Genomic DNA, 24,232 nt, shown 5'->3' with positions numbered 1-24,232 from the left:
ACATTAAGACCTGGCGGGTTCTGCACATGGGTTTCAGACGGCCGTTGAGCTCGTATCAGCGGGTGTTCTCGGTAGTTCGCGGGTTGGTGTTTTTGGCGGCTGGTGGGACTTTTGAATAAGCCTCAATCCCCGCACCACCGAAAACACCCGCGAATAAGAACGCAGCAACCGCCGAAAACCAGAACGCAGAACCCTCCACGTTTTCACCTGCACAATCACCCGCTCAACCACTGACCACAACCGAATAATCTGACGATTATTCTCTCTCACCGCAGCCCTCATCCTCACCCCCGGTTTCCGTTGAGCCGAAGCCAGTAGCCCGAGCCCGATATAGCCTTCATCCGCCAATGTTGTCTCGTTCAGAAATCTCTCGAGCCGGTGAAACCGAAAAGCATGCACATCATAACGGGCCCCTGGCACCGGATCGGTGATAGCCAGCAGTTTTCCATTCAGGGTACAGATGAGCTGATGGTTGAAACCAGCACGCTGGTGTTTACCTGAAAACAATGTTCTCCCTTGTGAAGACCAGTTCCACACCGGAATCAAAGTGCCGTCTATGACCAGTGAGCCGGGGATATTCTGGAGAGATTCGAGCGCGGGGGCTTTCAGCTCTTGTAGCTTCAATAGTGCGCCTTCGATGTGGTGGATGGTTCTTCGAAATCGTGGATTGAGAAACCTCGAATGCTTCGGTTAGGACCTCTTCAGTGAGGTTATGGCGGAGGTACATGAGGGTGATTTTGAGGGCTTGGTTGAGGGTGAGGGCTCGTGGTTTGGTTGCTGGTTTGTTTCAGAGGGGTTTTTGTTCAGGGCTGTGATGAGTGTGGCGGATTGGTTGCTGTTCGGCCCGGTTGTACGATGGTTTTGCAGCGGTCTTTTCCGGTTTGGGTTGAGTATATTACTGGTGTTTTATCCTTATTTTTTGTCGCTGGTGGGGTCGTTGTTTAGTTGGTGGGTTTTACCCCTTATGAATAAGCCTCTATGCCTTTATTCGTGCAGAGATTGAAAAATTCTTCGACGCGCGCGGGCAATAACCCTACGAGTAGGACGCTTACGAACAACCCGCGCCCTATCACTCAACCTTAAACAAAAAACCGGCGATACCCCTTAAAGGACATCGCCGGTTTTTATCTATAAAACTTATGCGTTGCGCTTGTTCTTTGCGCGCTCGCGCAGAACCTCGATGACAATCGGAATCAGCGAGACAAACACGATGATCAGCGCGATAGCCTCAACGTTGTTCTTGATGATGTCGATGCCGCCCAAGAAGACACCGCCGAGGGTCATTAGGAAAACCCACAGCACTGCGCCGGTGATGTTCCAGGTTGCAAACTTTGAGTAGCGGTAGTTAGCGATGCCCGCAGCCAGTGGCACGAAGGTGCGCACAACCGGCACAAAACGCGCCAGGACCAGAGCCTTGCCGCCGTACTTATTGAAGAAAATGTTCGCTTTATCAAGGTTTGCGTAGCTCAAAATCTTCGCGTCTTCCTTGAACAGGCGGCGGCCAAAGGTGCGGCCCAGCCAGTAACCTACCTGGTCGCCCAAAATAGCTGCGAGGCTGAACACCAGAAGCATCACAAACACGTTGAGGTTCAGTTGCTGGTGCAACAGGCCGGTGGTGAACAGCAGAGAGTCACCGGGCAAGAAAGGAAAGAGAACACCGGATTCGATGAACACCATCAGCGCCACCAGGCCCAAAACCCAGGGGCCAGCATTGATGAGAATTTCTTCGATGTTCATGCCCAGCAGGGCCACAGGCAAGTGAGCATGCAGGTCTACCGCATGCGCCATCAAGATGTTCATATCTTCGTATCCAGTTCGTTCGGGCAACGCTTGAGCCACCGTCGGTGTGCGATGCACAGCGGTGCACCTTCACAAATGATAAAGCGAAACCCTATGTTTTTGCTTAATACGGGCTAGTGGCTTCCTTCACGTGCCCTGACAGGTAAGTTAACCGTGAGGGGTAGCGCTAGGACGCTTTCGGTAGACTCCGCAGCAATGTCACGGCAGTGACCACACCCGTTGCGCACAGGAGCACCGCCACCGCCGAAGAGAAACCCACCCCCGACGAGAATGCCTGCTGCGCACTGTTTACTAGCGCAGTAGCGGTATCACCCGAATAGCGGGACGCGACATCCAGCGCACCGCCCAGCGTCTCACCCGCAACATTCGCGTCCTCACCAGAAACGCCCGGCGGCACAACAATCTGAGCACGGAAAACAGCAGTTAGCACCGTGCCCAGCAGAGCGGCGCCCAGAACACTACCCAGCTCATACGCGGTTTCAGACACCGCGGATGCCGCGCCCGCCTTGCTGATATCAACGCCGCCAATAATCGCGTCGTTCGCGAGGGTTTGCGCGGCGCCGTTGCCCACGCCGAGCATCATAAAGCCAGCCATAAACAGGGCAAAGGACGCGCCGGTAAAGCCACCGAACGAAATCAGCGCGTAGCCCAAAACGTTGAGTGCTAGAGCCAGAGCAACCGCTAACCCGGGGCGAATGAACTTAGCCACGCGCACCACCAGCAACCCAGAAAGAATGGTGCAAATAACCGCAGGAAGCATCGATAGTCCGGCGGCAATCGGCGAGAAACCTACCACCAGCTGCACGTACTGGGAGTAGAAAATCATGAAGCCGGTAAAACTCGTCATCGTGATGAGGTTACTCAGCAGACCACCGGTAAAGACGCGGCTGTGAAAGAGCGTCATATCAAGCATGGGGTGCTCAAGGTGGTTCTGCCTGCGCACAAACAAAACCCCGGTGACCAGGCCGGCCACCAGCGCCACGTAAATACTGAGGTGCCCCAGCCCCTCAGTAGCGCCAATCTTCAGCGCATAAATAATGCCGAACATCGCCGTCATAATCAGCAGGATGCTAGGAACGTCAATGCGACCGCCCGTGCGGTTATACGATTCGGGCACGAGCATCGGCAGGCAAATAAGCGCCGGCGCAAGAATGAGCGTGGCAATCAAAAAGATAGAGCCCCACCAAAAATGCTCCAACAAAAACCCGCCCATAATCGGGCCGATGACAGCACCGGCAGAAAAGCCTGACGCCCAGATGGCCAACGCCACGCGTCGCTGATTGGGGTTGAGAAAGATATTGCGAATAAGCGCCAGCGTTGAGGGCATGAGCATAGCACCAAAAAAGCCCAGCGTACCGCGAGCGGCAATCAACCAGCTAGCACTCGGCGCGAATCCCGCCAGAGCAGAGACCACACCAAAACCCGTGCAACCAATCAAGAGCAGTCGACGGCGTCCGATCTTATCGCCCAGCGAACCCATGGGAACCAGTAGAGCCGCCAGCACCAGCGGGTACAGATCAACCATCCACAAAAGCTGAGTGCCGGTGGGGCGCATGACGCGAGAGATCTCGGGCAGCGCGAAACTCAACACGGTGTTGTCAACAGAAATCAATAGGACAGGCAGCATCAACACAGCAAGAGCAAGCCACTGCATTTTGCCAGCGTTCAGCGGAATGGAATTGGTTACGGGCATACCATCCAGTCTAGTTAACGGGGGCAAATCGTGGGTTGAGACGATGAGCACGCTCAGGGAATAAGCTTTTGTAGTCTGTCACCCCTCACGTACCTAGCGCGCAGATATGCCATGCTAGAGACATGACTTCAGCACCCGGCACCGAGCCCGCCAGCCACCTGCACGCATCCGCCCTTGAGCTGTTGCACAAACTCACCGGCAATCCCGGCGCGCACTTTCATCCTGGACAGTTCGAGGCTATCGAGGCACTCGTGGCGCACCGCCGCCGCGCACTCGTTATTCAACGCACGGGCTGGGGCAAGTCGGCGGTGTACTTTCTCTCAGCCCTTCTGATGCGCCAGGCAGGTAGCGGCGTGACGCTGATTGTCTCGCCCCTACTCGCTCTCATGCGTGATCAGGTGGACGCTGCCGCCCGCGCCGGTGTGCGCGCCGCAATGGTGAATTCATCCAACGTGACAGAGTGGGATTCGATTGCCGCTCAAATCGCAGCGAACGAGCTGGACGTTCTACTCATCGGCCCCGAGCGCCTGAACAACCCTGCCTTCCGCGAGAACTGGCTGCCGCGCATCCTCCCTAACCTGGGCATGCTCGTAATCGATGAGGCGCACTGTATCTCTGACTGGGGGCACGACTTCCGCCCCGACTACCGGCGTATTCGCACGCTGATTGCTCAACTGCCCGCAGGCGTTCCCATTCTTGCGACCACCGCAACCGCGAACGAGCGCGTGGTGCAGGACGTCGCCGAACAGTTAGGCGCCAACTCAGGGACGCCTGCCGGTGAGCCTTCGCCGGGGCAAGGCATGCAACCGACTCAGCCTGAGCAATCGGGGGAGTCTCACCTCGCCTCCGACGTTTTCATTCTGCGCGGCCCGCTCACCCGTGATTCTCTACGACTGGGCGTGCTGAACTTACCTGATTCTACCCAGCGTCTAGGCTGGTTACTCACGCACCTGGGCTCTTTCAACGGCTCTGGCATTATCTACTCGCTCACCGTCTCTGCCGCCGAAGACACCGCCGCAGCCCTTCGCGATGCCGGGTACAACGTCGCCGCCTACACCGGACGCACCGATGCCGACGAGCGTCAAGAACTCGAAGCCGCACTGAAAGAAAACCGCGTGAAAGCCCTCGTTGCTACCAGCGCGCTCGGCATGGGCTTTGATAAACCAGACCTCGGATTCGTGGTACACCTGGGCGCGCCGTCCTCGGCCGTGGCTTACTACCAGCAAGTAGGACGCGCCGGACGCGGTGCAATCAACGCGGACGTCCTTCTGCTACCCGGCACCGAAGATCAAGAAATCTGGGAGTACTTTGCAACCGCGTCCATGCCCACCCAAGAGAACACCCACGCCCTGCTAAATGCTTTGCGCGAGGCAACAGAGCAGGGTCAACCTCTGAGCGTGCCCGCCCTTGAAACCCGTGTAGACGTCAAACGAAACTCCATCGAGCTTCTGCTGAAAGTGCTCGCCGTTGAAGGTGCTACCGAACGCGTTGACAAGGGCTGGATTGCCACCGGCAACCCGTGGACCTACGATGCGCAACGCTACAGCCGCGTAGCGCAAACCCGACGCAACGAGCAGAACGCCATGCTGGACTACGAACGCACCACCACCTGCCGTATGCAGTTTCTCGCCTTCGAACTCGATGACCGCACCGCGCAACCCTGCGGCCAGTGCGACACCTGCGCCGCTCCCTGGTTCGCCACCAACATCAACGACAACGCTGCGCAGGCCGCACGCGGGGCACTGGCATCCGTAGGCGTGGAGATTGAACCGCGCGGCATGTGGCCCACCGGTCTCGACCGCCTAGGCGTGAGCGAAAACGGCAAACCTCTCAAAGGTAAAATTCCAGCTGATCTGCGACCTGAGACAGGACGCGCGCTCGCCCGCCTCACCGACCTCGGCTGGGGTAACCGCCTGCGCGAGCTCTTCACAAACGCCGAAAACACCCCTGAGATTGATGCGCCCATCAGCCCCGACATGGGCAAAGCCTGCGTGCAGGTACTTGCCGATTGGCAGTGGCAGCAGCGTCCTCAAGCGGTGGTTTATATCCCCTCACCAGTGCGTCCGCAGCTTACACAATCCCTAGCCCACGGCCTTGCTGTCACCGGAAAACTGGTCGACCTCGGCCCCCTCACACAGGTACAGGACGCCGCACACTTTGGCGGCAACAGCGTCTTTCGATGCGCCGCCACAGTGCACGCCTGGGACGCCCCCGACGAGATGAAGAACTACCTGCAAGAACAGCAACCGACAGTTCTTCTTGTAACCGACCTCGTCGACTCACGATGGAGCATCACCGTCGCAACTCGCCTGCTCAAACAAGCCGGAGCGGCGCACGTTCTACCGTTCGCGCTCGCAAGCACACACTAGGGGAGAGCTATGAGCCAACTTCAACCCTCAACCCCCGGTGCTACGCGCACTCATGACCTTCCTGCTTCCCCTCAGCATCGGGCCTGGATGGGCTATGCCCTTGACCAGGCGAAACTCGCTCTGGCAAGCGACGATGTGCCTATTGGGGCTGTCGTTGTTGACGCTGATGGCACCGTCATAGGACGCGGGCATAACGAGCGCGAGGCGACGAAAGACCCCACCTCGCACGCTGAGGTTCTGGCAATTCGCGAGGCAGCGGATCGCCTGGGTACCTGGCGTCTTGACGGATGCACGCTGGTGGTCACGCTGGAACCCTGCCTGATGTGCGCCGGTGCCATTTTGCTGGCTCGAATACCAGTGGTTGTCATGGGCGCGTGGGAAGAAAAAACAGGGGCTGCCGGTAGCGTTTACGATGTCTTGCGCGATGGAGGCGTGAACCACTGGGTAGAGGTTTATGCAGGAGTGCGCGAGGAGGAATGCGCTCACTTGCTCACCTCATTCTTCGCTGACAAGCGCGAACGCTAGACCGCACTTCCGGCTATGTAACCGGACGGTAACCTAATGTGTATACTTGAACACTCACCCGTAAATTTTTTGAAAAAATAAGCAGATTATTTCAAAAACTAGAGTGTATATTAGATGTTCTGTCTAGTTAGTTCATTGTTCTCATCTCAAAGGTGGCGCCCCATGACTGATCACTCGCCGCGCTTATCAGCAGAGCCCTACGCATACCAAAGCCCCTACGCACAGGCGTCCACCCGTCGCCCCGGACGGACCAATAAAACCCAGCTCAAACTCTTTGAAGCTGCCCTGCTCATCATGAGCGAAAAAGGCTCAATCGCTACCACTGTTGACGAAGTTGCCGAGCGCGCAGGGGTGTCAAAGGGCACCGTCTACTACAACTTTGGATCCAAAAAGACGATGGTTGACCAACTCTTGCAGTATGGAGCCAAGCTCTTGATTTCAGAGATTGATAAAGGATGTACACAGCGAGATCCGCGCGAGGCAATTCGCTTGGCGTGCTATTCAGCCTTTAAATATCTAGAAGTGCACCCGGGCTTCGCTCGTCTGTGGCTTTCAGAAGTCTGGAAGAATCCCGAAACCTGGTCGCCCACCATGCGAGAGGTGCGCCAGGAACTCATCGGTGCTATCAAGGGCATTATCGACGGTATTCCGCTGCACTATAAGGTTGATACCAATCAAAGTACGGAGGCTGTAGCCGTCGCGCTCTTTGGTGCGGTATTTATGCTGACAATGGACCGCGAAGTCCATGCCTCAGACCGCGATGCTGAGGATGCCACTCGAACTGCAATGCTTGTTATCGACGGTTATATTTCTTCTTAGCTCATGTATGCCTGATGCTATCTGCCGTAGTATTTGAGTATTGTCGCGCTTTTGGGTAAGCTCGTAGACGCTGGTGACGTGTCCGAGCGGCCGAAGGTGCAACACTCGAAATGTTGTGTACGGTAACCCCGTACCGAGGGTTCAAATCCCTCCGTCACCGCTCATATAAAGCCCGGTTTGAATTTTTAAACCGGGCTTTTGTTATGCCTGAATGTTTGTGCGGGGTACTGGAGCGGGGGTTCTTTATGGGCATCCGACGTTACGGAAGGTCTTATAAAATCACCTTCCTGGCTGTGGTCGTACCGTTGGTTAAGTTTTGATATAGATGTATTTGACTGACTGGTAACTGAAGGAATGCTGATAGTTATAGGCGGTTTATGGGTTTATCAACTGGTTAAATATCGGTTAATTTAAAATAAATATCTGTAGGCGGCGCGCCGAAGCATAAAAAATATTTTGTTTCTTTGGAAAGATAAATTTCCTAGTCGGTAGAGAAAAAGGCCTCCGGAATATCTAGTTAAAAACCCGGGTCTGACTTCGGGTTTAACTGGTCTCTTTGAAATATATTCACATCTTCCTAGGCTAAACGAGTGAAAAAGCATTTACGAGCCAAGTCTGCGCGTGGAGCTTTCTCATAAAAATCTAAGCGGGGGGGGGTAGTAACTTTGTTATACTGATTTCTAAATATTTAATTTCGAAAACTAAAGAGTGCAAAATGTCAGAGAATTCCTCTCACGTATCTCGTCGCAGCCTTGCTAAGGGGATGGCTTGGGCTGCGCCTGTAGTTCTTTCTGCGGCTTCTGTTCCTGCTTATGCGGCGTCCAAAAGAGGGACGGCAACTACTACAGCTGGTCAGTACTTTCGAACTGTTGCCCGAAAAGCTATGAGAGGTACCTGTAACGTAACTACTAACCCAACGCGCGGTTACATTGACTCCCTACCTTATAAATCACCTGCAGGTAACTCTGACTCCAATAGATCAACCACTTCGTCGAACGGCTACTGGGTAGAAGGGTCTGCTGGAACTGTTACTAACGTCAGCATTACCTCTGTCATTACCTTCAACCACAGTATTCAAATTGAACCTACAGGGTCATACGGTGCAAATGTTATCCCTGCTGGGTGGACAGTTACTCAGACCAGTCCGACAACCCTTACCCTCAAATACACTGCCCCTGTATGGCAGGTCTCCACCTCGGTGAATGGTACGGGTGATGCTACGGGTGTATTTATTCAGTTTAAAGTTACCGATAGGTGTGTTGCGGCCGGTGGTCTAACCGTTACGGGCCAGACCACTATGACGTACACAGATGCTAATGGTACAAAGACAATGACTAAAAATACTGGTCCTACCTCTTTCTAGGAGTAACAATGAGCCAAACACCTATGCCTTCTGCCTCAAATCCTTCATCTATTGCGGAGCCAACTGCAACGCCGGAAGACACTGCTGTTCCAACACAGGGTTCATCTGCAAGCCCGTCCCAAACTCCATCACCTTCTAGCAGCCCCAGCAGCTCTGCTTCTGAAGTTCAAACACCTTCACCTGAAGCTAATGAAAGCGGGCAATACACGCCAGAGTACAAGGTGCGTGAAGGAGGCGAGCTCACCCTCGTGCGCGTGGATAAATAATAAGCCTTCAACCCGATCCACTTTTGTGAGTTTTCTGGTTGGAGATGTCGCGCGCGGTGGTAGCGTTTAACTCATGCGTATTAAAGTTTTGGACCACCCGCTGGTCGACCATAAAATCACTGTTCTTCGTGATAAGAACACTCCGTCACCTATTTTCCGTCAGCTCGTTGATGAGCTAGTGACTCTGCTTGCGTATGAGGCAACCCGCGAGATTCGTGTTGAAGAACGCGAGGTTGAAACTCCCATCACCAAAACCGTTGGTACCTACATTTCTTCACCGCGTCCGCTCGTAGTGCCTATTCTGCGCGCAGGTTTGGGCATGCTTGAAGGCATGACCCGTTTGATTCCCACCGCTGAGGTTGGATTCTTGGGCATGGCACGTAACGAAGAAACTTTGGATATCGTGACCTACGCTGAGCGTCTACCCGAAGATTTGACGGGACGCCAGGTGTACCTTCTTGATCCCATGCTGGCGACCGGTGGCACGTTGATCGAGGCCATTAAGTTCTTGCGCAAGCGTGGAGCTGAACATATTACGTGCGTGTGTATCTTGGGTGCTCCCGAAGGTATTGAAGCGCTCAAGGCTGGCGTGGAAGGTCTTGAGAATGTTGATCTTTTCTTGGCTGCTCAGGATGAGCGCCTGAACGAGAAGTCTTACATTGTTCCCGGCTTGGGCGATGCTGGTGACCGCCTGTACGGTGTAGCCGAGTAAGGCTCTTACTGAGAACACTGAATACCGCTCTCATCACCGCATCAATATGTTGCGGAGAGGGCGGTATTTTTCTGCCCGATTTACCAACCGTGAAATGTTGATTATGGACTGCAAGATAGAATTTTAGAACTTTCTTGTAAATCAACCTTGACATTTGAAGGGTAAATGTTCAGTTTCTTTGATGTTCCATTTTTCTGAAAATTTTTACCGCTCGACCTAGCAGATGGGCGGATGCGAGATGTCAAACATGCATATCTATACATTTTTTATACAGTGAAATATTTTGTAACACAGGTAAATTTCGAGAAAAAGATTATATTTTTTGAAAAATCACAAATATTACTTGATTTATTTACTTATTCAGAGTTCCATAAAAGGACTACCCCGGTAAAAATCGCGCGTCCTTATACACGCCGTGGATTTTTACCCGTCGCAAGAACATCACACACACGCTTGTTGCGGGGCAACACAGGCCAGAGAGCAGGTTAGAAAATGTCAGGTGCACCTGGATACGTTCACATTTCCCAGCGAAACCGACCTCAGGCGATTAAACAGTCAGCTGCAGCGCCTCACCATGCTCCTGCCTCAAAGCAGTATCCTGCCAACCTGCGTCCCATGACTGCCCGCGTTGCGCCGGAACCCGTCGCGCGCCAGGTGCCCGATTCTGAGGCTCGCGGCTTCGTGATTTACGTAGGTTTGAGCGAAGAAGCCGCTGCGAGTAGCGGTACCTCGCTGGTGCGCATTGTTCAGGATCTTCGCGCATACGCCCACAATCTTGCTCCCGAAGCCGAGTCTTACGCAGCTGTTGCGCTGGCACCTGCGGGGGCAGAGGGCACCGACCTTGAAGTTGTGCGCAATGCTTTGGGCGATCCCACCGCAATGCATCACCAGCCCGAACCCGCTGCGCAGAGCGCTCACACCGGCGGCAACGTCTTCTCATCAGATTCCAAGCCCACTCACACCACCGGCGTCCTGATTGATCTTTCCCGCCGCGAAGTGTTCTTGGACGGTGAGATTCTGAATCTTACTTTCAAAGAATTTGAGCTTCTCAACTACCTCGTTGAAAACGGCGCCCGTACTGTAGGGCGCGACGAGCTACTAAATAGCCTGTGGCACGATGCTGAAGAAGTACCTAACGAGCGCACCATTGACGTTCATATTCGACGCCTGCGTTCTAAGCTGGGACGCCTTTCAAACACCGTGCGCACCGTGCGCGGCCAGGGTTACCGCTTCTACGAGCATCCCGAGGTTGTTATCTGGGCAGCCCCGGAATACTCCATCTAAATCTTTGCTATCAGCGCAAGGCTCCATTTCCCGCAAGGGGAGTGGAGCCTTCTGCTTTGAGCGCTCGTTGACTAACTCGGTACTCTAGAGAACATGGGTACTCAAGAGTTTTCGATTGAATCATCAACAGTTGGTAGCGGTGCGCAGAAGGTCGCTTTTCTGCACGGTCTGATGGGACGCGGCAAGAACTTTACGCGGATCGCGCGAGGGCTTGGCGATGACTACCAGGTGCTCCTGATGGATATGCCTAACCACGGTGCATCGGACTGGACGGATTCTTTCGACTACGCTGACATGGCAGATCTTGTGGCGCGAGATCTTGAGAACGGCTTTGCCGCTGACGGGCCTGTGGACGTTATTGGACACTCTATGGGCGGCAAAATCGCGATGCTTCTGGCGCTCAGACATCCGCACCTGGTGAATAAGTTAGTGATTATGGATATCGCTCCTAATGACTCAAAGGGTAGTTTCACCGTTTTGTTGGATTCGCTGCTGAGCCTTGATTTGGCAACTCTCAAGTCTCGCAGTGCAGCGAGCGACGAAATTGCGGACCGTGTGCCCGATGCGGGTGTCCGCGGTTTTTTGCTGCAGAATCTTGCGCGCGGTAAGGACGGCTTTTACTGGGAGCCTAACCTTCCCATGCTGCGCAAGAATTTGGATGCGATAATGGGCTGGGAACCTGTGGATGCGCAGCCCTTTGAAAACCCTGTGCTGTGGGTGGCTGGTGCGAACTCCAATTACATTCAGCCAGAAGATACCCCCGTGATGCGTCAGCTGTTTCCGCGCGTGCGCAAAATTAGTGTTAAGGGTGCCGGGCACTGGGTGCACGCTGATAAGCCAGAAGAAGTGACCTACATTCTCAATTCTTTTCTTCAGCAAGAAAGCTAGGGGCGTGAGACTCTGAGGTGTCGGCTGCCGCTGGTTCTGTAGAGATTCCTACCTCTCTGGCTGAGTAGGCTTTTGTGCCGCCAGTACCTGATAGGTAATCGAAATAATGAGGCAAAAAGGCTCTCAGCTCCCGAAAGTAAGTGTGCGTACCTATAAACTACGTGGTTGATACGTTAACTCTCACTTTGAGGTATACATGAGCACACAACAGCCCCAGATTCCCCAGGAGCCTCGACCTACGAACAAGCCTTCGCTGGTTCGAGCACCCGGTGGAGCACGGCAGATGATCAAAAAAGTCATCTACCCTCACGACACCCACCCGGCTCTAGTGCCCGGTATCTCTATCGACGATCAGCGCGTCAAATACGGCGTTGACAAGCCCATTCTCTTCACCGTTGGTGCACTGATTATCGCCTTCGTGATCTGGGGCGTCATCAACCCCAACCAAGTCTTCGCGGTATCAACTACCGCGCTCAACTGGGTCATGACCAACCTCGGCTGGCTCTTCACTATCGTTGCAGCCGGCATGATGCTGTTCCTGCTCGCCCTCGCCTTTAGCCGCTACGGCAAAATCCCGCTGGGCATGGACGGCGAAAAACCCGAATTCTCCACCGGCTCATGGGCAGCGATGCTCTTCGGCGCAGGCATCGGCATCGGCATCATCTTCTTCGGCCCCTTCGAACCGCTGACCTACTACCTCAGCCCGCGTCCTGGCGCCTACGAAGCCGCATCGCCCGAAGCAATCACCGGCGCAATGGCACAGGCAGCAATGCACTGGGGTATTAGCGCCTGGGCTATCTACGCTATCGTCGGCCTAGCAGTAGCGTACGTTTCTTACCGTCGCGGACGCGTGCCCCTGATGAGCTCCATCCTCGCACCGCTGTTCAAAAACCACAGCAACGACTCCGTGGGTTCGCGCATCATTGACGCCCTGGCAATTATCACCACCCTCTTCGGCACCGCAGCGGCACTCGGTATCGGTGCACTTCAGATTGGACGCGGCGTCGAGCTCGTCTCTGGCTGGAGCCCCGAAGGCAACACACTGGCATTGATCATCATTACCCTGCTGACCATTGGCACCATCATCTCGGCGGTCTCAGGTGTTTCAAAGGGCATCCGTCTGCTCTCAAACATCAACATGGCAATGGCAATCGGTCTGGCGATCTTCTTCTTTATTGCAGGCCCCACCGCCTTCTTGCTGAATATCATTCCGGCAACCATCATCGAATACGTTTCGTCAATGCCCGATATGCTCAGCGCCAACATGGCAGAGTCAGACGAGATGAAAACCTTCCTCTCATCATGGACCACCTTCTACTGGGCATGGTGGGTGAGCTGGGCGCCCTTCGTCGGTGTCTTCACCGCAAAGATCTCACGCGGTCGCACCATCCGACAGTTCGTCTTTGGTGTGCTGTTCATTCCGTCAACCATCATCATTTTGGCGTTCACTATTCTCGGCGGCACCACCATCTGGATGCAGCGCGAACACCAGTCCATCGCGACCGACGGAACCATCGCGTCCATGCCTAAACCGCAAGAAATCTTCTTTGTGGTGCTGGATCAGCTCCCCGGTGCGCAGTTCATTGCGCCTCTCGTGCTGATTATGTTGGCTATCTTCTTTATCACCACCTCTGACTCAGCGTCACTGGTTAACTCGCAACTATCCCAGCGCGGTAACCCCAACCCCAATAAGCTGATTACCACCTTCTGGGCAATCTGCATGGCGGGTATTGCCGTTGTTATTCTGCTGGCAGGTAGCGACAACGCCTTGCAGGGTCTGCAGAACCTCGTGACGGTGACGGCGCTTCCGTTCGCCGCGATTTTGATCATCATGTGCGTGGCTCTGCTCAAAGAACTGCGTAATGACCCGTTCACCATTCGACATGACTTCGCAAAGACCGCGGTCGAAAACGCGGTGGTGCACGGTGTGAGTGAGCACGGCGATAACTTCAAGATCGCTATCGAACCCACCGAGCCCACCAGCGAGTACGCAACCGGCGCGGACTTCGACTCCACCTCAGGTGAACACACCGAGTGGTACACCCGTACAGACGAAGAAGGCAATCCCGTGAACTTCGACTACTCACAGGGTGTCTACCTCAACGACGACGGCCAGCCCGTCACCAAAGAAAATGAGGTGCTCACCGCTGAGCAGCTAGAAGAACACCGTAACCGCTATAAGGGCTAAGAAACCTTAGAACCCGGTTGAACGAAAAGCCTTGGGCGGTTCAGAAGATACTTTCTGAACCGCCCAAGGCTTTTTGATAGCTAATAGATGTATTAAGTTCTCAGAAAGATTATTTGCCCACAGCTCACGGTTGTGGTGGAGTTGATAGCAGAAAACTTCTGTAACGAAAGGACGTTGAAACATGAGCATTGCCGCTGATACCAACGAAAAATTTGCCCAGTACGCGCACGGTGAGAACCTGGTCTCCACCGACTGGGTTGCACAGAACCTCAACACTGACGGCGTCGTCATCCTTGAATCTGACGAAGACGTTTTACTGTACGAAACCGGGCACGTTCCCGGCGCCGTCAAGATTGACTGGCACACCGAACTCAACGACCGCGTCACCCGCGATTACCTTGATGGCGAGGGTTTCGCATCCTTGATGAAAGCTAAGGGCATCTCTCGCGATTCAACCGTGGTGATTTACGGCGATAAGTCCAACTGGTGGGCTGCCTACGCGCTGTGGGTTTTCAAGCTCTTTGGTCACGAGGACGTTCGCCTGATGGACGGCGGCCGCGCTAAGTGGATTGAAGAAGGACGCGAAACCACCACCGAGAAGCCTGCAGTTGAGGCAACTGACTACCCTGTGGCTGAGCGTAGGGACGCGGCTATCCGCGCTTTCTTGCCCGAGGTGAAGGCGAACATCGGCGTCACTCCGCTGATCGACGTCCGCAGCCCCGATGAGTACACCGGCCGTCGTACTCACATGGAAGGTTACCCCGAGGAGGGTGCTCTGCGTGGCGGTCATATTCCTACCGCTCGCTCCGTGCCCTGGGCAAAGGCAGCAAATGAAGACGGCACTTTCAAGGGCTTCGACGAGCTCAAGGCACTGTACATCGACGAGCTGGGTCTGGCAGGCGCAAATGACATCATCGCCTACTGTCGTATCGGGGAGCGTTCATCGCACACCTGGTTCGTCCTCAAGTACCTGCTGGGCATTGATTCCGTACGCAACTACGACGGCTCATGGACCGAATGGGGCAACGCTGTTGCAGCTCCCATCGTCAAGGGCGAAGAGCCGGGTGAGTGGAAGTAATGAGCCAGAACCAGGATCTTCCCGCAAAACTTCAGGACATCGCGAACGAGTTCGCTGAAGTTCCCGACTCCGACCGCTTGCAGTTGCTTCTTGAATTCAGTCAGTCGCTCCCTGAGCTACCGGAGCGCTATGCCGAGCACCCCGAGCTACTAGAACCCGTACCCGAGTGCCAGTCACCGATCTTCTTGGTGACCGAAGTTGAGGACGGCATCGTCAACCTCTTCTTCTCAGCACCACAAGAAGCACCGACCACCCGCGGATTCGCATCCATTCTGCACGAGGGCCTCAACGGTGAAAGCGTTGAAACCGTGCTCTCAACACCGTCAGACGTCGCCATGCGCCTGTCAATGACAGACCAGGTCAGCCCGCTACGCCTCAACGGTATGAGCGGTATGCTGGCGCGCATCCAGCGTCAGGTCAAAGAAGCAACCGCGTAATACCTTTCGCGCATAGATGCCCATATTTCGGCGTCCCTGAGCGGGGGCTCCGTGATATGGGTGTCTTATTTTAAGGACGCTGGCGATTGGACCGGCGCGATAGGATAGGGACATGTCTGAAACTTTCGCATTAACACCGCGTCACGACGCGAAAAAGCTGATCATCATGCGCCATGCAGAAGCTGATTGGGGCTTGGACGATTTCAACCGTCCACTCACCAAACACGGCCATGCGCAGGCGCCGCAGGTGGGACGCTGGCTCGCAGACAATGGGCATATTCCTGAGATGATTATTTCCTCGGCGGCTCTGCGCACCCGTCAGACCACCACCTGGGTTTCTGAAGGGCTGGGGGAGAAGGCACCCACCGCGTCCTTGAGCAAGGAGCTGTACAACGCGCCGGCATCACGCATCATTTCAGCGATTAATGGCGCACCTGAGTCAGTGCGTTCGCTCATGATCGTGGCTCATCTGCCCGGTGTGCAGGACGCGTCGCTGCAGCTTGCGCGCCCCGACTCTGACTACGAGGCGCTGATGGACGCGTCGTACGGTTTCGCCCCGGCATCCGTAGCCGTGTTTGATGTACTGGACGACTGGGCGGCGCTTGATACCGCCGACGCCTTGTTGAAGGCGTTCAAAGCGTTCTAGTTTTCCCCGCGAACTCTACCCACGAGAGGGGAGCGATGTGCCGTTTTTGAGCGCAAAAACGGCACATCGCTCCCCTCTCGCGACTAATAGAGGTGGTTTAAGCAAAAAAGGAGCCCCGCGTTTTCTTTCGAAAGCGCGGGGCTCCTTATCTTGCGGAGACGGGGGGATTTGAACCCCCGGTCGAGTTTAATCCCGACCCTTCATTAGCAGTGAAGTCCATTCGGCCGCTCTGGCACGTCTCCTCGCTGTATCGGTCTAAGCGTTCGTCAACTTATTGCTCAATCGCAACACAGCGCTATCAACGATACCGCATCGGTGGGGTGAGGTCAAAGCGTGGTCGGTAGATATATCGGTGTGGCGCTGTACGAATACATAGAACTAACGAAAAATTGGGATCTTCTACTCGCCGGCTACTCTCTGTTACCTCTGTAGCGTCCTCAACCGGTGCTGAATATCAGCTGTTGCGGTGTAGAGCGTGCGGTAGCTTGCGTAGAGGTCATCGTAAACGGGTAGATCCTGCGGCTCAATCACCTTAGCAACAGGGTTCCACTGATCCAGCGACTCAACATCGCCCAGTGCCTGCGCCACCATAAACGCATCGCCGTAGGACGCTCCCACCGACTCACGGCGAAGCTCCTGCGCGCGCCCGGTCACATCAGAAACAATCTGCGGCCACAGATCAGACGTCACGCCGCCACCGGCAGCCGAAATGCTCTCAATAGAAGCACCGGCGTCCTCCATGATCTGAATGTTGTGGCGTACCGCAAACGCGGTTGCCTCGAGTAACGAGCGGTACATGTGGCCGCGGCCGTGGTGCAAACTGAGGCCAATCATCACACCGCGCGCATCGGGATCCTGCAGGGGAGTACGCTCGCCGGCGAAATAGGGTAGCGTTAGCAAACCTTCGGAACCAGCAGGCACACCCTGCGCTGCCTCGACCAGCTTGGCGTAGTCGCGTTCGCCTGAAATCTCGCGGAACCAGTTGGTCAACGCACCAGAAGTCGCCAAGCCACCGGCCATGTTAAAGGTGCCTTCGCGTGTGCCCGTGGTACCCCACATCGATGCGTGACGCACACGCTGTGGCGAATTAGCCACCAAAAACAGGGTGGTGCCATACATCAAGAACAGCTGATTATTTTTGATAGCACCTACCGATTCCTGCTCAGCCCAGGCGTCCACGGTGCCAAAAATAACGGGGATGCCCGACGCCAGTTCCGGCACCTCTGCAACCTCAACGGTTTCACCGCATATCTCATGGCTCCACCCCAGACGGGGAAGCTCTGTGCCCGGCGCAATCTTCTGCACCATGTCAGCATTCCATTCACGGGTTTCGGGGCTGTACAGCGGGGTGCACTGGCTCGCCGAGTGGCGGTCGAGAACATACTCACCGGTGATGTGCTTGATAATCCAGGACGCGGGCATGTAGAACCGCGCGCCGGATGCGAAAACCTGCGGGTAGCGTTTAGCGAACCAGCGAAGCTTGGGACCACCTGCCTGGGTGGTGAGCTGCGAGTCGTAGCGTTCGAGCAAGAAATCTTGCCCAAACGCGTCCGCGAGTTCGTCAATCTCTTCTCGTGCGCGCTGATCTACGCCGTAGAGAGCTGCGGGGGCGACGGGCTCATCATTGGTATCGGTGACGGCAATGCACGGTCCCATACCCGAGATGCCGATTCCTTTCACGCGCACATCGTTGCGGTTCAAAAGCGCGGGGTAGAGCGTTTTGAACTCGTCCCACCAGATGCGCATATCCATCTCAACAAGGCCGTGATCACCACGGGTTACTGAATGTTCTTGTACCTGCGAGTCGATGACGGTGCCGTCCGGCGCCACGAGCACTGCCTTAGTGCTTGAGGTGCCAACGTCCAGGCCGAAGTATGCAAAAGTTTCCATACTTCCATTGTGCCTTGGGACACCTACGGTGTCTGGTAGATATCCGGCGCCCTTAAGAGGTGACCACAAAACTCTCAAAGTACACTCTTTTTACGGCGGTTTTTGACGGTTTCGTGGTCACTATGAGAAAACGCGGTCACTATAAACCAAAAGCCTCACTTCTCTTTCGAAAAGCGAGGCTTTATTTTGGCGGATGGTAAGGGATTTGAACCCTTGAGACGGGGTTGCCGCCTACTGGTTTTCAAGACCAGCTCCTTCGGCCGCTCGGACAACCATCCAAGTGTTGTGCTCAAAGCACTTGAAATAGTATTACACACCTGCGCTGGGTATTGCAAAGCAAAACTGTTGAGCGTGGTGAATGACACGTCATTGTCGGCTTCTCCTGGGGTGGGTAGGGTTGAAATATCAACAATCGAAGGGAGAAGGCCGTGAGAGCAGTTGTAGAAAAAGAGCATGGGGATGCTGGCGTCCTAGAAATTACTGAGCAGCAGCGTCCTGTGCTTCAGGCGGGGCAGGTACTTATTAAGGTTGTTGCGGCGGGTCTCAATCGCGCGGACGTGCTGCAACGTCAGGGGCATTACCCGCCACCTGCCGGTGAAAGCAGTGTCTATGGCCTTGAAGTGTCGGGTGTTGTTGAAGAAATCGGCGAGGGCGTTCACGCTATTAGCCCAGGCCAAGAGGTAATGGCGCTTCTCGCATCGGGCGGCTACGCAGAGTATGTGGCAGTGGATGCGCGTCAGACTCTGCCAGTGCCTCACGGGGTTTCGCTGGTTGAGGCTGCCGGTATTCCCGAGGTGGCTGCCACCGTATATTCCAACCTCTGTATGGTCGCAGGGGTGGGGGAGGGCCCAGCTGACAACCAGGGTAAATCTATTCTGATTCACGGTGGTAGCGGCGGCATCGGTGCGCACGCTATTGAACTGTGTGTGGCCTTGGGGCTACGCGTGTTCGCCACCGCGTCCACCGCGCAAAAGTGCGATTTTATTCGCTCGATGGGCGCACACCCGATTAACTATCGCGATGAAGATTTCGTTGAGGTTATCGAGCGCGAGACCGACGGCGCGGGCGTGAACTACATTTTGGACGTCGTGGGTGGCTCATACCTTGATGCCAACACTCGTGCGCTGGCAGTTGAGGGGGCTATGGTCACTATTGCGGTGCAAGGTGGCGCAAAGGATGAGCTGAATATGGCGCGCATGATGCAAAAGCGTCTGAGCCTGCACGGTCGCACCTTGCGAGCGCAGAGTGCACACGCTAAAGCGGAGGTGATGCAGGGGGTGCAGCGCGTGGTTGTTCCATTGATTTCTAGCGGTGCGGTGTCTGTTCATGTGGATCGCGTATTTGATTTGGATGATGTGGCTTCGGCGCATGAGTATTTTGATTCTGGGCAGCATACCGGCAAGGTTCTGCTAAAAATGTCGGAAGGCATTTCTTCCTAGACCCGACTTGATGCGCGCAAGCCTTCTGGCGCTGTACTTGCAAGGGATAAGGGCGTCCTGTGTTCTTGAGTAATGTTGCAGGATACCTTGGATAACTTTTTCCCGAGGTTCCGTTTCTCATCCGCGGCATACTTCTGGAACGGCGTTACCGGCGCCGATAAATACCAGAAGTACCTGGCGTACCATCGATCTACCGGATGCTCATCTGCACCCATGAGCGAGCGGGAGTTCTGGCGCGACTACACAGACCGCCAAGACAAGAACCCGAAAGGACGCTGCTGCTAGCTAGGCGCAGATTTTCCCTCGCCTACTGAGGCTTCGCGAGAGGGACTGGACGCTGATTTTCCGAGCGAGCGAGGAAATAAAAATCAGCGATCAGAAAGCTACATAATGGCTCTGCCACCGACCTACTTATAAGGTCAGACTGAAGAGGCGTGAGAGGGGAGCGATGGACCGTTTTTACCCGAAAAACGGTCCATCGCTCCCTCTTATGGTTATGTAGGCTCTCGCATCATCAACGGATTGAGGAGACACACAGAACCTTGACAGCCTGTCACTAAAAAATTTAGGGTAACCTAAGTAAACTAGGAGAGGGAAAGGGGTGTACATCGCATGGGAATCAAAGACTACCTTCAAAAACGACGCGATGAAGCCGAGCTCGGGCACGGTATCTGGCGTCGCAACCACGATAGGTTTGTGCGCGGCCTTGACCGTTTTCACCAGATTCTAGAGCGCATGCCCTCTGCTGACATGATCGATGTGATGGTGCCTGCGGCTAACTCACTTGCCGACCTTCTGCCGCGCGTCCGCGCCATTGCAGAGGAAGCGCAACAGCTGGCTCCCAGCGACGGCACGGATATTCCCTACTCCACTCAAGGCACCTACTCGGATCTCAACCGCGCACTTTCAAAAGCCGGCAACTCGGTAGCCCTGTGCGCTGAAGCTCTCGCCATGCTGCGCTGCTCCGGCGAATGTGCCGCCGCCTGCACCGGTAAAATTTCAGTAGAACGACGCGTCGCCACCGTCGAAGAACACATTGTCCGAGCCGAAGAGCTCATTGTGCAGGCGCGCGAAGAAGCGGCACAAAAAGCATTCTAAGCTACTTGCCGTTGCGTGATGCGTTGGCTTCCCCTCTCTTTATCCAGAGGTTTTGACTCCGGCGAATAAACGTTAATATATGTGAAGTGTTCCGCTACTTGTTATCAATAAAGTAACTTGGCTTATCTATAAAAGGGCGGTGCTTTGAAAATGCTCGCCTACAAATAGTTGTGGGGCAAAGTGTGCTTTTATAAAAACAATGCTCTGACTAGTCCAAACACATAAAATATTCAAAGATGTGAGCTAGATATACTCAGCGGTTTCATGCAATTGTGTTAGCTTGAAAATTACTGTGCATTTTTATCTAGCTGTTTTACGCATAAAATGCGGACGCAAATGGGGAGCGTCACAGCACAAATCGGGGGAGAATTCTTGAATCGTTACGGGCATATCGATGCCATGCGCGCTTTTGCCGTTCTGCTGGTGGTGTTCTCACACGCAGGACTCACCTTTGTACCCGGTGGATCCGGCGTCACCATCTTCTTTGTGATTTCCGGCTTCATCATCACCTACTTGCTGTTGCGCGAACGCGAAAAAACAGGCGGATTCGACGTGGGCGGGTTCTACATGCGACGCCTCATCAAAATCGCGCCGCCACTGTTCCTGATTATCGTGATACCCACGCTCATTTACATGGCGCTGGGTCACAGCGTCAATATCGTCGACTTCTTGGGGCAGATTTTCTTCTTCCTCAACTGGCGTTATCTTGACTCAGACATCAACGTGCTACCCGGTAGCCACGTGACATGGAGCCTCTCCATTGAAGAACAGTTCTACCTGATCTTCGCTATCATCTGGCTGTTTGCCGTCAAGAGCAAGCACTATCTCAAGGTTGTTTCAGCGCTGGCAGGCATCGTAGTGGTGTACTCGTTCATCGCCCGCATCGTGCTGTACTTCGGCGGTGCTACTAACGACCGCATCTACTTCGGCACCGATACCCGCGTTGAAGCAATCGGCATTGGCACCCTGGTCGCAATCTGGTACTTCACCCACCGTACCTCCCCGCGCATCACTGGCAACCAGTACAGCGCGCGTCATAGCCACGATGCAGGTAAAAATGTAGTTGCAGCTAGCGATCAACGCACCGTACCCACCCTGGGTAAAACCTACATTCCTGTCACTGCCTTGGTGCTTTACCTGTTCTCGCTGGTAGTTCGCGATGAAACTTTCCGCGAAACTATCCGCTACTCCATTCAGGCAATTGCTGCGGCAATGGTTATTCTCTGGGGCTTGACCGAAGTGCGTTCACCGCTGGGACAGAAGTTCCACGACTTCTTGCAGTGGCGCTTCTTGCAGGTGCTGGGTCTTGCATCCTACAGCATCTACCTCTTGCACGACGTGCTGAATAAGGCACTCGAACCCCTCTTTGAGCACCTGCCGCGCCTAGTATCCCTGCCGATTCTGGTGGTGCTGGGTATCGCCGGTGGCGTTGCAATCTGGAAGTTCATTGAGCTACCCGCACAGCGCTTTAAAGACCGCCACTTTGCATCAGCTAACGCTAAGTCAGAGAGGGCTAAGTTAGAGCGTCGCGAAGCTCCCTAAACAGCGTCAACACAGTAAAAGCCCGCCTGTTCTTGCACAAGAGCAGGCGGGCTTTTTTTGCGTTGGGCCGGCTAAGAAATCAGACCTTCTTCGCGAGCCCGTGCAATAGCGGACGTCCGGTTATCAACGCCCAGCTTAGAGTAAATATGCACCAGATGCGTTTTGACGGTTGCCTCTGAAATAAACAGTTGCTGAGCGAGTTTCTTGTTGGTAGCTCCCGTGGCAAGAAGGCTCAATAACTCTTGTTCGCGTGCGCTGAGTGTTACTTGCGAGCGCTGCATGCGCGTGATGAGTGCAGCTGCGATATCCGGCGCTAGCGTGTTCTTTCCGGCGGCGGTATCAAGGACGGCGGTGTGCACCTGCTCCGGTGGCGCGTCCTTGAGAAGGTAGCCGAGAGCTCCTGCCTCAATGGCGGCAACAATATCTGACTGGGTATCGAAGGTGGTGAGAATCAGGACGGGTGGGCCGCCTGCGGCTTTGAACCGTGCGGTAGCGGTGATTCCGTTCATGGGTTTCATTTGAATGTCCATCACGACTACATCAAGCGCGGTGCCTTGTTGCGTGAGACTGCGCGCTATATCGAGCGCTTCAGATCCGTCTGATGCCTCGGCTACGACGGTGATGTCGTCAAACCCGCTGAGTACCGCGCGCAGACCGGCGCGCACAATGGGGTGGTCATCGACCAGCAAAATATTGAGCGGTTGCATAAAGCCTACTTTACGTGGGTTAGAGGTATAGCACCGCACATCGTGATGCTACCTGTGCGGAGTGAAGGTGGAATGCGCTGGACCAACTGGCTCGGGGTTGGCATTTGAGGGAAGTCGGGCCAGCACATTTCGTCTGAACTTAACTCCTATCCACGAGCGGAATGTACGCGCTCAGCACCGTGCCGTTACCTGGCGCTGACTCTACGCTGAGGGTACCGCCAACGGCGTCCACGCGTGCTCGAAGAGAAGTGAGCCCGTAACCGGTGTGACCGCCGGGGGAGGCAGAGCGTGTCGCATCGGGTATAAAACCAACGCCGTCGTCGAAAATATCGAGGGTGACAGCATCCTGCCACAGCCCTACGGTCACTGCGGCGGTGCGGGCGGATGCATGTGCCGCCACGTTGGCGAGCGCCCCCTGAGCCACACGCAGTAGGGCTTCTTGTATCTGGTCGGGCAGATGCTCAGCCCGCGAGTGCTCACCGTCTGTTCCGTCGATGCGGAGCAAACAGGTCAGTGGTGTGCCCTTGGCGGTTTCTTGCGCTTGGGTGTCTGCGCACAAGCGTCGTAGGGCCGGCACCAGCGCGCTGTCGAGGGCTGGCGATGAGAGATCGTGAATAAAGCGCCTAGCTTCTGCCAGGTTCTCGCTGGCACTGGTTTCAATGAGTTCAAGTGAACGCGCGGTTTCATCGACCTTGCCGTGTGCAAGGGCCTGAGCTGATGCGCGGGACATGAGCACGATGGATGAGAGCCCCTGCGCTAGCGTGTCGTGGATTTCGCGGGCTAGGCGCTCGCGTTCTTCGGTGCGTCCGGCTTCGTGTTCTTTTTGAATGAGCTCTGCCTGCACCGCGCGCAGTTGCTCAGCCACGCGGGCGTGGTGCTGGGCGTCCTTATGGAGGGCGCTGTAAGCAAAGCTGATGATGACCGAAAGCAGCGCACCCATGACCGGGCCGATCACCATGCCGGGATTGAGTTCGGTTGCCAGCGCGGAGTTTGGGCGGTAGAGCGGAAACAGAATAGAAAACGCGGTCAACAGCGCCACAGCGAGTAGGGCTGGGAAAACCGGGAGCAGGTAGAGCACCAGGAACATGATGGGAAAAACCAGCCAGGTGAAACCCGCGCTCATGTACATTAGCACCGCCCACAGAATCACTACCACGCACAGCCAGAGCGGCGCGAACACTCGAGGGTTTTTAGCCGGTACTCCGCGCGATACCTTGCGGGCGTAACGGTTTTCAAGCACCGTGCCAAGCATATAAATCACGCCGAGAGTCAACGCGCCGTGCACCGCTCCCACCTTAGCGAAGGTGCTCAGCGAATCTTCACGCACGGCAATGACCATGCCGGTGCACAGCAAAAGAGCGAACATCACGTGCAAAGAAACGCGAAGGGTCTGCAGCACAGACTGCCCCGTAGTAGAAGGGCTAATCTGCGCGGCGGACGCGTCCTGCGCCCTAAAATTTTTCGCCATGACTCTCCTTCACGGACCTT

22 protein-coding genes, 3 tRNA genes and 1 pseudogene are annotated in these 24,232 nt (G+C 55.1%); 17 read left to right on the top strand and 9 right to left on the bottom strand.

The window, feature by feature from the left end; all coding sequences use genetic code 11:
* Positions 1 to 33 precede the first annotated feature (33 nt).
* The 4 genes and pseudogenes from HF984_RS05585 to HF984_RS05570 form a co-directional block, all read right to left on the bottom strand.
* Entirely contained in the window at positions 34 to 624 is a 591-nt protein-coding gene (locus HF984_RS05585; protein WP_247596474.1) for a transposase family protein, read from the bottom strand.
* Between the two features lie 43 nt (positions 625 to 667).
* Positions 668 to 751: pseudogene (locus HF984_RS11920) on the bottom strand (transposase family protein); the annotation flags it as partial.
* A 386-nt stretch (positions 752 to 1,137) separates the two neighbouring features.
* On the bottom strand, positions 1,138 to 1,857 hold the full coding sequence (locus HF984_RS05575) for a VTT domain-containing protein (protein WP_343947381.1): 720 nt from the start codon (positions 1,855 to 1,857) through the stop codon (positions 1,138 to 1,140).
* Positions 1,858 to 1,966: 109 nt separating this feature from the next.
* Positions 1,967 to 3,493, bottom strand: coding sequence for an MFS transporter (locus tag HF984_RS05570; protein WP_168614691.1), 1,527 nt, complete (start codon positions 3,491 to 3,493; stop codon positions 1,967 to 1,969).
* A gap of 122 nt (positions 3,494 to 3,615) precedes the next feature.
* On the opposite strand from HF984_RS05570, the gene HF984_RS05565 reads away from it, so the two are divergent.
* From HF984_RS05565 to HF984_RS05505, 13 genes are all read left to right on the top strand, one after another.
* The gene (locus HF984_RS05565; protein WP_168614690.1) at positions 3,616 to 5,862 is read left to right on the top strand and encodes a RecQ family ATP-dependent DNA helicase; all 2,247 of its coding nucleotides are present in this window, start codon (positions 3,616 to 3,618) and stop codon (positions 5,860 to 5,862) included.
* Between the two features lie 9 nt (positions 5,863 to 5,871).
* On the top strand, positions 5,872 to 6,387 hold the full coding sequence (gene tadA / locus HF984_RS05560) for a tRNA adenosine(34) deaminase TadA (RefSeq protein WP_168614689.1): 516 nt from the start codon (positions 5,872 to 5,874) through the stop codon (positions 6,385 to 6,387).
* Positions 6,388 to 6,549: 162 nt separating this feature from the next.
* Positions 6,550 to 7,206: a TetR/AcrR family transcriptional regulator gene (locus tag HF984_RS05555; protein ID WP_168614688.1), complete on the top strand. Its 657-nt coding sequence runs from the start codon at positions 6,550 to 6,552 to the stop codon at positions 7,204 to 7,206.
* 72 nt (positions 7,207 to 7,278) lie between these two features.
* Positions 7,279 to 7,366: transfer RNA gene (locus HF984_RS05550), tRNA-Ser, on the top strand.
* Positions 7,367 to 7,921: 555 nt separating this feature from the next.
* The gene (locus HF984_RS05545) at positions 7,922 to 8,569 is read left to right on the top strand and encodes a hypothetical protein (RefSeq protein WP_168614687.1); all 648 of its coding nucleotides are present in this window, start codon (positions 7,922 to 7,924) and stop codon (positions 8,567 to 8,569) included.
* An 8-nt stretch (positions 8,570 to 8,577) separates the two neighbouring features.
* Complete coding sequence (locus HF984_RS05540) at positions 8,578 to 8,835, top strand: hypothetical protein (RefSeq protein ID WP_168614686.1); 258 nt, start codon at positions 8,578 to 8,580, stop codon at positions 8,833 to 8,835.
* Positions 8,836 to 8,908: 73 nt separating this feature from the next.
* A complete protein-coding gene (gene upp / locus HF984_RS05535; RefSeq protein WP_168614685.1) occupies positions 8,909 to 9,547 on the top strand; it encodes a uracil phosphoribosyltransferase in 639 nt (212 codons plus the stop codon).
* Positions 9,548 to 10,039: 492 nt separating this feature from the next.
* On the top strand, positions 10,040 to 10,831 hold the full coding sequence (locus HF984_RS05530) for a winged helix-turn-helix domain-containing protein (RefSeq protein ID WP_168614684.1): 792 nt from the start codon (positions 10,040 to 10,042) through the stop codon (positions 10,829 to 10,831).
* 93 nt (positions 10,832 to 10,924) lie between these two features.
* On the top strand, positions 10,925 to 11,719 hold the full coding sequence (locus HF984_RS05525) for an alpha/beta fold hydrolase (protein ID WP_168614683.1): 795 nt from the start codon (positions 10,925 to 10,927) through the stop codon (positions 11,717 to 11,719).
* Positions 11,720 to 11,915: 196 nt separating this feature from the next.
* Complete coding sequence (locus tag HF984_RS05520) at positions 11,916 to 13,907, top strand: BCCT family transporter (protein ID WP_168614682.1); 1,992 nt, start codon at positions 11,916 to 11,918, stop codon at positions 13,905 to 13,907.
* 181 nt (positions 13,908 to 14,088) lie between these two features.
* Positions 14,089 to 14,985: a sulfurtransferase gene (locus HF984_RS05515; RefSeq protein ID WP_168614681.1), complete on the top strand. Its 897-nt coding sequence runs from the start codon at positions 14,089 to 14,091 to the stop codon at positions 14,983 to 14,985.
* Positions 14,985 to 15,422: a SufE family protein gene (locus tag HF984_RS05510; protein ID WP_168614680.1), complete on the top strand. Its 438-nt coding sequence runs from the start codon at positions 14,985 to 14,987 to the stop codon at positions 15,420 to 15,422. The genes HF984_RS05515 and HF984_RS05510 overlap by 1 nt, the downstream gene beginning before the upstream one ends.
* 112 nt (positions 15,423 to 15,534) lie before the next feature.
* A complete protein-coding gene (locus HF984_RS05505; protein WP_168614679.1) occupies positions 15,535 to 16,068 on the top strand; it encodes a SixA phosphatase family protein in 534 nt (177 codons plus the stop codon).
* Between the two features lie 153 nt (positions 16,069 to 16,221).
* On the opposite strand, the gene HF984_RS05500 is transcribed toward HF984_RS05505, so the two are convergent.
* The 3 genes from HF984_RS05500 to HF984_RS05490 all read right to left on the bottom strand — a co-directional run bounded on the left by HF984_RS05500 (position 16,222) and on the right by HF984_RS05490 (position 18,236).
* Positions 16,222 to 16,310, bottom strand: a tRNA-Ser gene (locus HF984_RS05500).
* A 178-nt stretch (positions 16,311 to 16,488) separates the two neighbouring features.
* Positions 16,489 to 17,958 (bottom strand): FGGY-family carbohydrate kinase, encoded by a 1,470-nt coding sequence (locus tag HF984_RS05495; RefSeq protein ID WP_168614678.1) that lies wholly within the window; start codon positions 17,956 to 17,958, stop codon positions 16,489 to 16,491.
* 187 nt (positions 17,959 to 18,145) lie between these two features.
* Positions 18,146 to 18,236 (bottom strand) — tRNA-Ser (locus HF984_RS05490).
* Positions 18,237 to 18,386: 150 nt separating this feature from the next.
* Between HF984_RS05490 and HF984_RS05485 the strand changes: the two genes are divergently transcribed.
* From HF984_RS05485 to HF984_RS05470, 4 genes are all read left to right on the top strand, one after another.
* Entirely contained in the window at positions 18,387 to 19,397 is a 1,011-nt protein-coding gene (locus tag HF984_RS05485; protein ID WP_168614677.1) for a zinc-binding dehydrogenase, read from the top strand.
* Positions 19,398 to 19,484: 87 nt separating this feature from the next.
* Positions 19,485 to 19,682: a YbdD/YjiX family protein gene (locus HF984_RS05480; RefSeq protein ID WP_228008147.1), complete on the top strand. Its 198-nt coding sequence runs from the start codon at positions 19,485 to 19,487 to the stop codon at positions 19,680 to 19,682.
* A gap of 327 nt (positions 19,683 to 20,009) precedes the next feature.
* Positions 20,010 to 20,495, top strand: coding sequence for a dehydrogenase (locus HF984_RS05475; protein WP_168614675.1), 486 nt, complete (start codon positions 20,010 to 20,012; stop codon positions 20,493 to 20,495).
* A 372-nt stretch (positions 20,496 to 20,867) separates the two neighbouring features.
* A complete protein-coding gene (locus tag HF984_RS05470) occupies positions 20,868 to 22,037 on the top strand; it encodes an acyltransferase family protein (protein WP_168614674.1) in 1,170 nt (389 codons plus the stop codon).
* A gap of 71 nt (positions 22,038 to 22,108) precedes the next feature.
* Here HF984_RS05470 and HF984_RS05465 read toward each other — a convergent pair whose 3' ends face one another.
* Together HF984_RS05465 and HF984_RS05460 are read right to left on the bottom strand one after the other, a co-directional pair.
* On the bottom strand, positions 22,109 to 22,744 hold the full coding sequence (locus HF984_RS05465; protein ID WP_168614673.1) for a response regulator: 636 nt from the start codon (positions 22,742 to 22,744) through the stop codon (positions 22,109 to 22,111).
* A gap of 139 nt (positions 22,745 to 22,883) precedes the next feature.
* Entirely contained in the window at positions 22,884 to 24,212 is a 1,329-nt protein-coding gene (locus HF984_RS05460) for a sensor histidine kinase (protein ID WP_168614672.1), read from the bottom strand.
* Between the last annotated feature and the right edge of the window lie 20 nt (positions 24,213 to 24,232).

The organism is Rothia terrae (assembly GCF_012396615.1).
GTDB classification, from domain to species: Bacteria; Actinomycetota; Actinomycetes; order Actinomycetales; family Micrococcaceae; genus Rothia; species Rothia terrae.
This window is presented reverse-complemented; position numbering and strand designations above follow the sequence as displayed.